Raw genomic sequence first — 13532 nt, forward strand, 5'->3', positions numbered from 1 at the left:
ATATTACGGTGTGTCCAATCTGTGTAACCAAAGTTGTCATTAACTGAAGTTTTTTTTTTTCTCTTCCGATCTAGATCGCGGACGACGGCCGCGGGTTCGATGGCGATCCGCTGGCGGTGTCCGGCCGCTACGGATTGAAGATCATGGAAGATCGGTCGCAGGAGATGGGCTGGAAGTTCGAATGGGATTCGAAGCCGGGCCGCACTTCGGTCCGCATCGTCGGAGGAGGAAGAGCATGAATCGCTGCCGGGTCTTGGTCGTGGACGACCACAAACATGCGCAGGAAGCGATCTGCGATATTCTGTCGCTCGATCCGTTGTTCGAAGTCGTCGGCGTCGTCTCGGACGGCGCCGAAGCGATCGCGTTCACGGAACAATGGATGCCCGACTTGATCTTGATGGATATCCGCATGAGCGGGATGGGCGGATTGGAAGCGACGGGACGGATCAAGATCGCCTATCCTTACGTCAAGATCGTCATCATCACGGTATCGGACGATATCGCGTATCTGCTCGAAGCGTTGAAGCAGGGCGCGCAGGGTTATTTACTCAAGAACCTCGCGCCTTCAACTTGGATCGAATATCTCAAAGCGATCGTGAGCGAAGAAGCGCCGCTGAGCCGCGAATTGGCTTTTCAGATTCTCAAAGAATTCTCCGCGCCGGCCGCCGAGCAGCCGGACAGCGATTCGCTGACGGCGCGCGAGCGCGAGATTCTGCGTCAGGTCGCTTCGGGATTGACCAATCGCGAAGCCGGCGAGAATCTGGGCATCTCCGAGCACACGGTCAAAAATCATCTCAAAAACATTTTGCAAAAGCTTCAACTGCAAAACCGCGTCCAATTGACCCGCTACGCGATGGAGAAAGGCTGGGTCGGGCGCGACGGTTTCGGCGGCGAACGGTAAGCCGGTCCGAGATCAGAAAGGAAGGAACACATGAACGCATCCTACGGATGGAAAAAGGTCGGCGCGCTGGTGCTTGCGGTCTGGATGATCGTATCGGCGGCGCTGCCGGGACTCGCTTCGGCGCATGCGACGCTGCTGTCGTCGACGCCGGCCGATCAGACGTCGGTGGCGGAGATGCCGGAGCAGATTTTATTGACGTTTAACGAGACGATCCAAGGCGAATTCTTGTCGATCGTCGTCACCGATACCAAAGGCAAAAAGATGCCGCTCGAAGAAGCCCGATTGTCGCGGATCGACGAACACGTCGTCGTGGCGGATCGGTCGGGCGAATTTCCCGACGGCATCTATACGATGAACTGGCGCGTCGTTTCGGCGGACGGCCATCCGATCCGAGGCACGATCCGTTTCGGCGTCGGTTCGGAAGGCGTGCTGACCGACGCGGGAACGGCCGGCGGGGCGGCGGATTACACGCCGGGCGCGGATACGGTCGCGCAGCGGGCGATTCTGTACACGCTGCTCTCGCTGACGGCGGGAAGCCTCTTGTTCTTGGGCTTTCTGCTTCCGGCCGAACTTCGAGGCAGCCGCGACATCGTTCGGCCGGCCCGAATCTGGTTCTGGGGTTCGCTGGCGGGACTGCTGGTCGTCGTGCTGATCGGACTGCCGCTTCAAGCCAAACTGTTCGCGGACGTGCCGTGGAGCGAAGCGTTCGGCAAAGAGATCTTGAGCCAGACGCTCGAAGGAACTTCTTCGGGCCGGATGTTCCTGCTTCAGCTGCTGCTGCTCGCGATGATCGCGGGCGCGGTAATCGTCAATAACCTGATGGGCTGGGGCAAAAGAGGCGGCCATTGGACGATCGCGATCATCGGATTCGTGCTGCTGCTCGTCACCAAAGCGCTGACGGGACATGCGGCGGGTTCGGAACATGTCTTCGCTCAGGTGTTGGCCGATACGCTGCATCTGCTCGGCGCTTCGGTCTGGGTCGGCGGCCTGCTGATCCTGCTGCTGCTTCTGCCGCATGCCAAAAAAGGCGAAGCCGCGTTCTGGACCGCTTCGTTCCGCCGCTTCACGCCGTGGGCGTTCGGTTCGGTGATCGCGTTGGTTCTGAGCGGCGTAGTCATGAGCCTGGCGCACGTGCCGGGCTGGAGCGCGCTTTTCGGCAGCCGATACGGCGTGCTGATCGTGATCAAAGCCGCGCTGCTGCTGGTCATGGGCGCGCTCGGATTCTTGCATTTCCGGCGCGCGAACCGGCGGGACGGCGAGCGGAATACGCTGTCGCTGGCCGCCGAACTTGCGGTCGGGGTCATCGTGCTCGTATTGGCCGGACTGCTCACGAACGTGCCGACTCCGCAGCCGGCCGCGGCCGCGCCGCAGACCTTCTCGGACAAGCAGCAGGCGCAGGATGCGGACGACGCGGTGATCGCGCTTAAGGTCGAACCTTTGCAGGTCGGAACCAGCACGTTCACGGTTCGTTTTACGGACAAATACGGCGCGCTGCGAACCGATTGGCAGCAGGTCACGCTGAAGATCGCGCCGCAGGCTTCGCCGGACGATTACACCGAGGTGCGCGCCGAAGCGCAGCAAGGCGGAAACTATACGGCTTCGGGTCTGTATTTCGGCAGCGCGGGATTATGGAAAGTCGAAGTGCACGGGCTGTCCGAGAAATTCGAGCAGGCCGATTATACGTTCACGATGGAAGTGCGTTAACGAATCTACTATTTGACGAAGGCGGGATCAAAGATCATGGATAATCGTACAGAAACGAAGCAGCAAAACGAAAGACGTTCCGACACTCGATCCGGGCGGAAAATGAACCGAACTTGGAAAAAACTGCTGACGCTTGCGGCTCCGGCTTCGGCGGCGCTCTTGATGTTCGCCGCGGTCGCCAGCGCCCATGTCTCGGTGCTGCCGAAAGAATCGACGACCGGCGCTTGGGAGACGTATACGATGAAAGTTCCGGTCGAAAAAGACGTCAACACGAACAAAGTCGTGCTCAAGATGCCGAAAGGCGTCGAGTTCCAACAGTACGAACCGATTCCGGGCTGGAAAACGACGGTCGACGAAGCGGCCGGCACGGTGACTTGGGAAGCGCAGGGCGACGGCATCGCCGCCGGGCAGTTCCAACGCTTTACGTTCGTCGCCAAGAACCCGGAACAGCCCGGCGAAGCCGCTTGGGACGCGTTCCAATATTATGCGGACGGCAGCATCGTAGAATGGACCGGAGACGAGAATGCGGATACGCCGCACTCGATCACGACGATCGGCGCGGAAGCCAGCGGCACGGCCGCGAATTCGCACGGTCAAACGTCCGCTTCGACTTCGAACGCGTCTTCCGATCCGGCTGCCGCGCAGACGGAAGAAGATCAAGCCGCCGAAACGGAATCCGGCGTCAGCGATCCGGCTTCGGCAGCGACCGAAGAGAACGAACAAGCCGATCCCGCCGCGTCTGCGGACGCGACCCAAGACACGACGGTCAGCGAACCCGCTACGGCGGCCGCGGATGCCCCGTCGGATAGCGAGCCTGCTTCCGGCCAGTCGGTGCTGCTGTACGTGACGCTTGCGCTGTCGATCGTGGCGATCGGGTTGTCCGCCTTCGCTCTGGCATCGCGCAAACGGAAATAACGACTTGAGACTTGTCCGGCCGAAAACGGCTCGGTCGACCGCTTCGGGAATTTCCCCGGAGCGGTTTTTATTTACGCAGCCGTTACAATCTCCTCGAACGAAGCTGACGCTCGCGGCGTAATCTGACAGATAGAGTGAAACAGGAACGGAGTTCTCGGCGTCGCGCCTACGAACGGCGCGGCAATAGGTCAAGCAGCGGCAGCCGGCCCGACGCGGAGAATCCCGACGAGAGGAGTTTAACGCCATGACGACGACTCAAGAACAACATCTTCGCCTGTTCGGCGTGAATAAAAAGGCGGATTTTCCGCAAGAAAGAGAAGAAGAAAAAGAAGGTTCGGCCGCTTGGCAAGCGGAAAACGGCGAGCTTGCGGGATCGAAAAGCGTCGCCGTGCCGATCCTGAGCCAAACCGACACCTGCGGAGAAACGCAGCGTCTGCTGCTCCGACATCCCGAAGCCGCCTGCGCCGTCGTCTGCGACGATCGCGGACGTCCGGTCGGATTGGTCATGAGCGACGCTTTTTTTATCCAGATGAACGCGGAATTCGATCCCGAGCATCTCTACGAACTGCCGATCAGCCGTTTGATGGGACTGCATCCGCTGACGGTCGATGCCGGTATGCCGATCGCCCGCGTGCTTGAACTGGCGGCGGCGCGCTCGTCGCGCACCCGTAGGGACGCGGTAATCGTGACGAAGGACGGCGCATTGTCGGGCGCGTGGATACTGGAAACCGTTTAGGTCCGAAGCACGACGTATCGGCTGCTCCAAAACTTACGGAAATCGGCTTCGCGATTCGCAGATCTGCTGCGGATGGCGAAGCCGATTTTTTTGCGATGCGGCCGCAAAGAAAACAGAGTCATAGACATTACGACACATAACATGATATATTGTTATATATTTTAGTTCAGGACGGGAGGGCTTATTTTTGAAAGATACCGCTTCTTCGATACCGATGTACGAAAGAATCTTTAACGAGACCCGGGAACTGATCGATACCGGCGTATACCGCAGCGGCGACAAGATTCCTTCGGAAAAAGAATTGGCCGACGAATACGGAGTCAGCCGCATCACCAGCAAAAAAGCGCTCGATCTGCTGGCGGCCGAAGGCGTGATCGTGCGCATGCCGGGCAGAGGATCGTTCGTGGCTTCCGCCGAAAATCGCGAAGCTCGCGAACAGCGGGAGCACCGGACGATGCTTCCGGCCGCGCCGCGCGCCGAATCGGCGGAGTCCGGCTCGGCCCAGAGCAAGAAAGAGAAGATGATCGGGCTGGTCCTGACCGATTTCTCCGCCAGTTACGGCACCCGGCTGCTCTACAGCATGGAAGAGTTCACGCGAAAAAACGATTGTTTTCTCGTGCTGCGCCGCACGTTCGGCGATCAAAGCGGCGAAGAAGCGGCCATTCAGAAAATGCGCAGCCTCGGCGTCGACGGATTGATCGTGTTCCCCGCGCAGGGCGAATATTTCAATGCCGAGATTCTGAAACTCGTGATCGCCGAGTTTCCGCTCGTGCTGATCGACCGCAAACTCAAAGGAGTAGCGGCGTCTTCGATCAGCACGGACAATACGGAAGCGGCGGTATTGGCCGTCAACCACCTGTTCGATCTGGGCCATCGGCAGATCGCGCTGATTTCTCCGCCGCCCCGCGATACGACGGCGATCGAGGAACGGATCGAAGGCTTCGTGCGCGCCCACGCCGACCGAGGCATCGCGGCGGATCGCGGCCTGTGGATGAACGATATCACGGCTACGCTGCCGGATGCGTTCTACGGCGACAATATCGAAGCGGAGATCGCGCGCATCGCGGAGCATCTGAAGCGGCATCCGGAGATCACGGCCTTTTTCGCGATCGAATATTATATCGCGCTGCTCGCCAAAGCCGCCGCCGAACGGATCGGCCGCCGCGTGCCGGAAGATCTGTCGATCATCTGCTTCGACAGCCCGATGCTGAACGTCGGCGAAGGCTATCTGTTTACGCATATTCGGCAGCGCGAAGAAGAGATGGGCCGATTGGCGATCGAGACGGTGCTCGGGATCATGGCGGGCGAGCAGCCGGCGGCGGAAGTGCGTTTGCCGGCCGAGTTGGTACCCGGCGCTTCGACGGCTCGCGTCCGCGAATAGGTTTGCGGCCCGCATCCGCGCGAACGCTGTCGGCCGAAGGCGCTCGCGCTGCGCGTTTTGCCGCGGATAACCCCGGAAAAAGCAAAAGGCTTCGGAAAAAGATTCGTCTGCTTTCACGGCGGAACGTTCTTTTTTCGAAGCCTTTTTACATACCGATATACTAAAAATAATAAATAACATATTGACATGTATATATTATGCCAATATACTCATTCGTGAGAACGGTTACATAAGAGGCCGGGCAAGCGGGGGTCTCGGAAAAGAGGTGTCAGATGCAGACGATGCAAGGCATGCCCCTAGCACTGAAACAGTTGGCGGCGGAAGTTAGGGAGAAACAAAGCGAAGCGGTGGCCGAACGTTTCGAACGCTGTTTGGCGAATACGTGGAATACGACGCTGAAGCGGCAAAGCGACGGAACGACCTTCGTGATCACCGGCGATATCCCGGCCATGTGGCTGAGAGATTCGGCGGCGCAGGTTCGGCCTTTTCTGATCGTCAGCGAAGACGACGAAGTCGGCGATCTGATCGAAGGGGTGGTACGCAGGCAGTTCCGGTACATCGAACAGGACGTTTATGCGAACGCTTTCAACGAAGAAGCGAACGGACGCGGGCATCAAGGCGACGCGACGGAGAGCGGTCCGTGGATCTGGGAACGCAAATACGAGATCGATTCGCTGTGTTATCCGATCCAACTGGCTTATCTGCTCTGGAAAAACGCCGGACGCACCTCGCAGTTCGACGATTCGTTCCGGCGGGGCGTGCAGGCGATTATCCGAACGTGGATAACCGAACAGCGCCACGAAGAACGATCGCCTTACCGCTTCGAACGAAGCGACGGCGCGCCGACCGACACGCTGAAACGCGGCGGGCTCGGCAGTCCGACGGCGTTTACCGGCATGACCTGGTCGGGGTTCCGGCCGAGCGACGATGCCTGCCGCTACGGATATTTGGTTCCTTCGAATGCTTTTGCCGTCGTCGTCCTGGGGTATGCCGCGGAGATCGCCCGGGAAGTGCTGAACGATTCGGCGCTGGCGGAGGAAGCGGAAGCTCTGGCTTCGGAGATCGAAGCCGGGATCGCGCGCCACGGCGTGATCGAACATCCCGAATCAGGGCGATTGTACGCCTACGAAGTCGACGGACTCGGTTCGATCAATCTGATGGACGACGCCAACGTGCCGAGCCTGCTGTCGCTGCCTTACTTGGGTTTCTGCGACAAGGACGATCCGCTGTACCGGACGACCCGGAATTTCGTGCTGAGTTCGCGCAATCCTTATTTTTACGAAGGGCAAGCCGCTTCGGGAATCGGCAGTCCGCATACTCCGCCGCATTATATCTGGCATATCGCGCTGGCGATGCAGGGCATGACCGCAGAACGCGAAGAGGAGCGCCGGGAGATGCTGGAACTGATCATGAGGACGGACGGCGGAACAGGTTTGACCCACGAAGGCTTCCATGCGGACCGTCCCGAAGAGTTCACCCGTCCGTGGTTCTCTTGGTCCAACATGATGTTCTGCGAGCTGGTCTTGATGGACAGCGGCAGGGTCGTTAAGCGGTAGGTTCGAACTTTTTACGATCCGAACTTTTTTACAAACGAAGAGGAGGCGGGAAGGATGAGAAAAGCGTTCGCGAAAATCGCGGCGGTGGCGTTGTCGATCGGATTGTTGGCAGGGTGCGGAGCAGGCGGAGGCGAGGCGTCGAACGGCCAAGGTTCCGGAGGCAAAACGACGTTGACGTTATGGGGAGACTGGGGCGGCGACGGCCAGAAGCAGATTCAGACGATGGTCGACGCGTTCAACAAATCGCAGGACAAGATTCAGGTCAAATACGCGCTCCAGCAGGACGTGATCACCAAGTTCCTGACGGCGGCGACCAACGGCGGAACGCCGGACATCGTGTTCTGGGACCGCTGGCGGACGTCGCTGTACGCGCCCAAGAACGTCCTGCATCCGATCGACGAATATCTGGAGCGCGACGGGATCAAGCGGGAAGACTTTTACGCCGAGGCGCTGAAAGAACTGACGTATCAGGACAAGCTGTACGGCATGCCGCTGACGGTCGATACGCGCGCGCTGTTCTATAACAAAAAGATGCTCAACGACGCCGGCTTGCAGCCGCCTCAGACGTGGGACGATCTGGAGAACGTGGCACAGAAGCTGACCAAATGGGACGGCAACAAGCTGAACGTCGCGGGCATGTCGCTCGGCGATCCCGGATTGTTCAGCATGTATATCCAGCAGGCGGGCGGTTCCATGCTGACCGAAGACAACAAAGTGAACGTCAACACGGATGCCGGCAAACAGGTGCTGGACTTCTGGGGACGCCTGATGAACGAAGACAAAGTGTACAAAGTCGGTTTCGAAGAAGGCTTGGGCGAAGGGGCGGACGCGTTCGTCACCGGCAAGGTCGCGATGCTCTACACCGGTCCGTGGATGCTCAGTACCTACGACAAATACGGCAAAGATCTGGATTACGGCATCGTGCCGCCGGTCAAAGGACCGAACGGCGATACCGGCGGCAATATGGGCGGTTTCGGTCTGGTCATTCCGCAGGGTTCGAAAAATCCGGACGCCGCATGGGAATTCGTGAAATGGTGGACGGCGAACAAAGATAACGCGCTGCTGTGGGCCAAAACGAGCCAGAACATTCCCGGTTTCCGTCCGGCCGTCGAAGATCCGTATTTCTCGGAAGACGAGCGCTGGAAGCCGTTCCTCGAAGCGCTGGAATACGCGAAAGTGCGTCCGACCCATCCGGGTTATTCCGTCATGGAAGAGAACGCGCTGATTCCGAATCTGGAGCTGTTCCTGCAGAACAAGCAAAGCGCGGAAGACACGCTCAAAAAAGCGCAGACCGACGGCGAACGGCTGCTTCAAGAAAACGCGGTCGTGCAATAACCGACACTCCGGGTCCGCAAGGACGGATCGCGCATCACGCGCCGCTTCGCCGATCTTCGGCGGGCGGCGTCTACCTTAAGGAGGCAATCCTATGATCTCAGCCGGAAAACTGGAAAAATCGCGTCCGTCGGCCGGAACCGGACTCGGCCGCCATCAGGCGCGAATGGGTTATCTGTTTATCCTGCCGACGATGCTGCTGTTCGCGGTGTTCATGGTCATTCCCGTCGTCATGGCGCTGTACTTGAGCTTCACGAATTACGACGTCCTCAGCAAAAACGATTGGATCGGCTTGGCCAACTACAGCCGTCTGCTTCAGGACAATCTGTATTGGCAGACGTTCCTCAACGTGGGGTTCTACGCGATCGTGTTCGTGCCGCTGAATCTGCTGATCTCGCTGCTGCTCGCCGTGCTGCTCAATCGGGCGGCGCGCGGGGTCAAAGTCCTGCGTACGTTCTATTATCTGCCGACGCTCACCTCGGCCGTGGCGGCCGCGACGGTCTGGCTGTGGCTGCTGCATCCCGAATACGGCATGGTGAACGGCATCCTGTCGACGTTCGGCATCGTCGGTCCGGCTTGGACGTCGCAGACGGAAACGGCGATGATCGCCATCATCATGATGACGCTCTGGCAGAGCGTAGGTTCGAACATGATCATCTATCTGGCGGGTCTGCAAGGCATTCCGGATTATCTCTACGAATCGGCCCGGCTCGACGGCGCGTCCCGTTTCGACTGCTTGCGCTACATCACTTGGCCGCAGCTTCGCCCGACGACGTTCTTGGTCAGCACCATGTCGATCATCGGGGCGCTGCAATTGTTCGACCAAGCTTTCGTGCTGACGCAGGGCGGTCCGGCCAACGCGACCAAAACGCCGGTCTATCTCATCTATCAGCAGGGCTTCAACCAACTGCAAATGGGTTACGCGTCGGCGCAGGCGTTCGTGCTGGCGATGGCGATTCTGATCTTCTCGCTGATCAGCATGCGCTTGAACCGTTCGGAAGAATCGATTCTGTAAACGCCGTATTCGGATAAAGGAGGCGAAAGTTCTATGAGCACCGCAACGGGCAAAGGCGCAGGGCTGCCTAGCGGCAAAACGAAAAACGCGCCGAATCCGGCCGCGCGGAAGCTGGTCAACGGACTGGCTTTCTATATCGTGGGGATTCTGATCGCGATCGTGATGTTCCTGCCGTTCTATTGGAGCGTGATGACTTCGTTCAAGCCGGACGAAGACATGTTCAGCATGCCGATCCGCTGGATTCCGACGTCGTTCACGTTGGAACACTATGTCAAAGCGTTTACGACCGTGCCTTTCGGACTGTATTTCTGGAATTCGTTTTTCTTAGCGGCGACCGGCGTCGTGCTGAACCTGTTCTTCGGTTCGCTGAGCGGGTACGCGTTCGCCAAATTGAAGTTCAAAGGCAACTCGGCCATGTTCCGCGTGCTGCTGGCCGCCATGATGGTGCCGGGCATCGTGACGATGATTCCGAGCGTGTACGTATTACGCCATATTCCGCTGATGGGCGGCAACGATCTGTTCGGCGACGGGGGCATGGGGCTGATGAACTCGTTCTGGGGCATCATTCTGCCCGGCGCTTCGGGCACGTTCGCGGTGTTCTTCATGCGCCAATTCTTCTTGACGCTGCCGTCGGACATGATGGAGATGGCGCGGATCGAAGGCTGCGGCGAGTTCCGCATCTTCTGGAACATCTACCTGCCGCTGACCAAGCCGGCGCTGGCGACGCTCGGGATCTTCACGTTTCAAGCGGGTTGGAACAGCTTCCTATGGCCGATGATCGTGCTGAACGATCCGAACAAAGCGACCATTCAGATGGGGCTTCAGGCGTTCTCGTTCAATTTCCAGACCGATTACGGACCGATGATGGCCGGAGCGCTGGTCGCGATCCTGCCGATCCTGATTCTGTTCCTCGCGCTTCAGCGGTATTTCATTCAGGGGATCGCGTTCAGCGGGATCAAAGGATAGGCGAGGCGAGGCGACGATGAACGAACCGGAGACGGACTGCCGAAAATTTGGCCGGTCCGCCGCCGCAAAGGAATAGACGGAGAGGAGAGCGATCATGCCGATTGACGAAAAAGAACGGGCGCGCAGAGCGGACGAAGCGCAGCGCTTATTGGAGGAGCGGTTCTGGAACGAATCGATCTCCATGTACGATATCGAAACGCCTTGCCCGAACGGAGACTGCAACACGATCTTTCATTATTGGTGGATGGCGCACGCGGCCGACGTCCTGATCGACGGATACGAACGGACCGGCGACGAATTCTACAAAATGCGGCTCGGCAAACTGTACGAAGGCGTGCTGGCGCGCAACGACGGCGTCTGGTCGAACGAGCTGTACGACGATATGGAATGGATGGCGCTGGCTTGGCTGCGCGCTTATCAATCGACGGGCGAGCCGCGTTATCGGTCGGCCGCGCTGGAACTGTGGGCCGATATCCGGACCGGCTGGAACGAGACGATGGGCGGAGGCATCGCTTGGCATAAACGGCAGCCGGGATACAAGAATACGCCGGCCAACGCGCCGGCGGTCATTCTCGCGGCGCGGCTGCACCGCGCTTTCGGCAGCGCGGACGATCTGGACTGGGCGCGCCGCATCTACGATTGGCTCAAAGCCAATCTGGTCGATCCCGTTACAGGCTTCGTCTGGGACGGCATGAACCGTCTCGGCGACGGACAGATCGACAAAGACTGGGAATTCACCTACTGCCAAGGCGTCTTCGTCGGCGCGGCGGCCGAACTGTATCGCTGCACCGGCGAAGAACTTTACGCGCTCGACGCGGTGCGGACGCTGGAGGCCGCGCGCGCACGGCTCGCGGACGAAGAAGGCATGCTGCCGGACGAAGGCGGCGGAGATGCCGGATTGTTCAAAGGCATTCTGGCGCGGTATGCGGCGGAAGCCGCGCGGCTGCTTGGAGGCGGCGGAGCGGACCGTCCAGAAAGGGCCGGCGGGCAGGATTTCGAAGGAAGACGATCCGCGGTTCGGGCGTCGGAGAGCAGCCAATCGACGAACGGGTCGGCGGCTGGTTCTGCCGCCGAAGGTACGGCTTCGGCGGAGGAAGCGCGGGGACCGAGCGCAGGGGGAGCCTTGAAGGTTCGGACCGCGCATTGGCTCGCGCATAACGCGGACGTGCTCTGGGCGCGGGGCCGCGGCGAAGGCGCCGCGTTGTTCGGGCCGGACTGGAGGCGGGAGCCGGAAAGTCCGGTGCAGCTCTGCACGCAGCTTAGCGGCGTGATGCTTCTGGAGAGCGCCGTCCGGTCGGAGGGCGGCAAGCCGGAGACGGACTCGGGCGCAGACGAGAGCGGAGCCGGGCCGAGCGTCGTCAGAACGGGAGCAAACTTAGGCGCGGCCGAAAGCGCGGCGGCGGATAACGCAGGCGCTGCGGATTCGAGTCCGGATTCCCCCGTTCGGTCGGGAATCTGGAACGAACGCGCGGAGCGGTTCCAGAAGATCCTGTACGAGCGTTATCATAATCCGGCGACCGGGATTCTGAACCAATGGTTCCCCGGCAGCCACAAGACGGAGAACGAACCCTTCTATTATTGGTGGCAGGCCCACGTCCTAGACGTGTTCGTCGACGCGCTGGAACGGACGGGCGAAGCGAAATACGCGGAGCGTATCGAGGATTTGGCCGTTCATCTGCGCCGAAGCAACGGCGATACGTATCTGCATAACTATTACGACGATATGGAATGGCTGGCGTTGGCGTTTCTCCGCGCTTACCAAGCGACAGGCAAGGATGCTTACAAGCAGCATGCGTTGGAGTTATGGGCGGATATCCGTACCGCTTGGAACGACAACTGCGGAGGCGGCATGGCTTGGAAAAAAGACCAGCTCGACTACAAAAACACGCCTGCCAACGCGCCTGCCGCTATTTTGGCCGCGCGTTTGTACCGGGAGTTCGGCGATGCTGAAGATCTGGAATGGGCCAAACGGATCTATGCTTGGAACCGCGACAATCTGGTCGATCCGCAGACCGGCTTCGTCTGGGACGGGCTGAATCGCCTCGGCGACGGTCGGATCGATAAAGATTGGGAATTCACGTACTGTCAAGGCGTCTTCCTCGGCGCGGGAGTGGAGCTGTATCGCTGCACCGGCGACAGCGTTTATCTGGAAGAAGCGCGGCGGACGGCGTCCGCCTGCATCGAACGGTTATGCGATCCGGCATCGCTCAAGCTTCCGGACGAAGGCATCGACGATACCGGATTGTTCAAAGGCATCCTTGTCCGCTACCTGCTGCTTCTGCTCGAAGAAGCGCCGGACCACGGGCAGGTTCTCGAAGTGTTGAACCGTAATGGCGCTTTGCTGTGGCGGCAGGGCATCGATCCGTACACCGGGCTATGCGCCCCGGACTGGGCCGCCACTCCGGTGCTGCCTGTCCAACTCAGCGTGCAGTTGAGCGGGGTCATGCTGACGGAGGCCGCCGCACGGCTGGAACGCCGCAAGGTTCCCGCAGCTTCGAACGTTTAAGCATCGGCTTCGCCTATTCGGCACGACGAAGCCGCCTGCCGGACATGTTTTTCGAACGGCATTTATAGGCAGTCGTCATAGAAGCAAACGAAAAACCTCTTCCCGATCGGAAGAGGTTTTTCGGCGCGTTTTCTGATCTTGCGGGCGGCAGGTTCCCGCGCGATGGATCAAGCCAGACGGCAGCCTGCGTCCTTCGGCAGACGCGGCTCTGCCGCTCGCGAGCCCGCAAGCTATACGGCTCGAACAATAAATGTTGACGAAAAGTCAGCAATTTGGACTCGATCGTCGACTTTTCGAGCGATTGTTGACTATACATCAACAATTCCGCACAAAAATCGAAGAAACAGCCGTAAAAGCCGAAAAAAGTGGACGAAAAGTCAACTTTTTCATCGGATCATGCTTTTTCGGGAGCCCAATGCTGACGAAATGACAACATTTCGATTCGGAAACCGGACATGGGCTATTTTGCGAGGCAGAAAAATCGATTGCGGTCAGCGCTTGGTCGCAAACCGCAAACCGC

10 protein-coding genes and 1 pseudogene are annotated in these 13532 nt (G+C 59.3%); all 11 read left to right on the forward strand.

What is annotated here, in order from left to right; genetic code table 11:
- The first annotated feature begins 116 nt into the window (after window positions 1–116).
- The 11 genes and pseudogenes from CDO73_RS27220 (at window position 117) to CDO73_RS27350 (ending at window position 13012) form a co-directional block, all read left to right on the forward strand.
- A complete protein-coding gene (locus tag CDO73_RS27220) occupies window positions 117–239 on the forward strand; it encodes a hypothetical protein (RefSeq protein ID WP_256972729.1) in 123 nt (40 codons plus the stop codon).
- Window positions 236–901 carry a response regulator gene (locus CDO73_RS16745; RefSeq protein WP_088489681.1) on the forward strand — a complete coding sequence of 222 codons (666 nt, stop codon included), beginning with the start codon at window positions 236–238 and terminating at the stop codon, window positions 899–901. Before CDO73_RS27220 ends, CDO73_RS16745 begins: the two co-directional genes overlap by 4 nt.
- Before the next feature lie 30 nt (window positions 902–931).
- Window positions 932–2605, forward strand: a complete 1674-nt coding sequence (locus tag CDO73_RS16750; protein WP_088489682.1) for a copper resistance CopC/CopD family protein — start codon at window positions 932–934, stop codon at window positions 2603–2605.
- 102 nt (window positions 2606–2707) lie between these two features.
- Window positions 2708–3164 (forward strand): annotated as a pseudogene (locus CDO73_RS27225) (YcnI family copper-binding membrane protein); the annotation flags it as partial.
- 600 nt (window positions 3165–3764) lie between these two features.
- Window positions 3765–4256: a CBS domain-containing protein gene (locus CDO73_RS16760; protein ID WP_088489683.1), complete on the forward strand. Its 492-nt coding sequence runs from the start codon at window positions 3765–3767 to the stop codon at window positions 4254–4256.
- A 187-nt stretch (window positions 4257–4443) separates the two neighbouring features.
- Window positions 4444–5637 (forward strand): GntR family transcriptional regulator, encoded by a 1194-nt coding sequence (locus tag CDO73_RS16765; protein ID WP_088489684.1) that lies wholly within the window; start codon window positions 4444–4446, stop codon window positions 5635–5637.
- A 272-nt stretch (window positions 5638–5909) separates the two neighbouring features.
- Window positions 5910–7193, forward strand: a complete 1284-nt coding sequence (locus CDO73_RS16770; RefSeq protein ID WP_088489685.1) for a glycoside hydrolase family 125 protein — start codon at window positions 5910–5912, stop codon at window positions 7191–7193.
- A 54-nt stretch (window positions 7194–7247) separates the two neighbouring features.
- The gene (locus CDO73_RS16775; RefSeq protein WP_088489686.1) at window positions 7248–8528 is read left to right on the forward strand and encodes an ABC transporter substrate-binding protein; all 1281 of its coding nucleotides are present in this window, start codon (window positions 7248–7250) and stop codon (window positions 8526–8528) included.
- 91 nt (window positions 8529–8619) lie between these two features.
- A complete protein-coding gene (locus CDO73_RS16780) occupies window positions 8620–9540 on the forward strand; it encodes a carbohydrate ABC transporter permease (protein WP_088489687.1) in 921 nt (306 codons plus the stop codon).
- 33 nt (window positions 9541–9573) lie between these two features.
- A complete protein-coding gene (locus CDO73_RS16785) occupies window positions 9574–10506 on the forward strand; it encodes a carbohydrate ABC transporter permease (protein WP_256972730.1) in 933 nt (310 codons plus the stop codon).
- 94 nt (window positions 10507–10600) lie between these two features.
- Entirely contained in the window at window positions 10601–13012 is a 2412-nt protein-coding gene (locus CDO73_RS27350; protein WP_306437532.1) for a glycoside hydrolase family 76 protein, read from the forward strand.
- Window positions 13013–13532 lie beyond the last annotated feature (520 nt).

This window comes from Saccharibacillus sp. O23 (assembly GCF_002205895.1).
Taxonomy (GTDB): domain Bacteria; phylum Bacillota; class Bacilli; order Paenibacillales; family Paenibacillaceae; genus Saccharibacillus.

Coding starts and splice junctions, on each gene's coding strand:
- CDO73_RS16745 (WP_088489681.1), top strand. CDS start 236: ATGAATCGCTGCCGGGTCTTGGTCGTGGACGACCACAAACATGCGCAG.
- CDO73_RS16750 (WP_088489682.1), top strand. CDS start 932: ATGAACGCATCCTACGGATGGAAAAAGGTCGGCGCGCTGGTGCTTGCG.
- CDO73_RS16760 (WP_088489683.1), top strand. CDS start 3,765: ATGACGACGACTCAAGAACAACATCTTCGCCTGTTCGGCGTGAATAAA.
- CDO73_RS16770 (WP_088489685.1), top strand. CDS start 5,910: ATGCAGACGATGCAAGGCATGCCCCTAGCACTGAAACAGTTGGCGGCG.
- CDO73_RS16775 (WP_088489686.1), top strand. CDS start 7,248: ATGAGAAAAGCGTTCGCGAAAATCGCGGCGGTGGCGTTGTCGATCGGA.
- CDO73_RS16780 (WP_088489687.1), top strand. CDS start 8,620: ATGATCTCAGCCGGAAAACTGGAAAAATCGCGTCCGTCGGCCGGAACC.
- CDO73_RS16785 (WP_256972730.1), top strand. CDS start 9,574: ATGAGCACCGCAACGGGCAAAGGCGCAGGGCTGCCTAGCGGCAAAACG.
- CDO73_RS27350 (WP_306437532.1), top strand. CDS start 10,601: ATGCCGATTGACGAAAAAGAACGGGCGCGCAGAGCGGACGAAGCGCAG.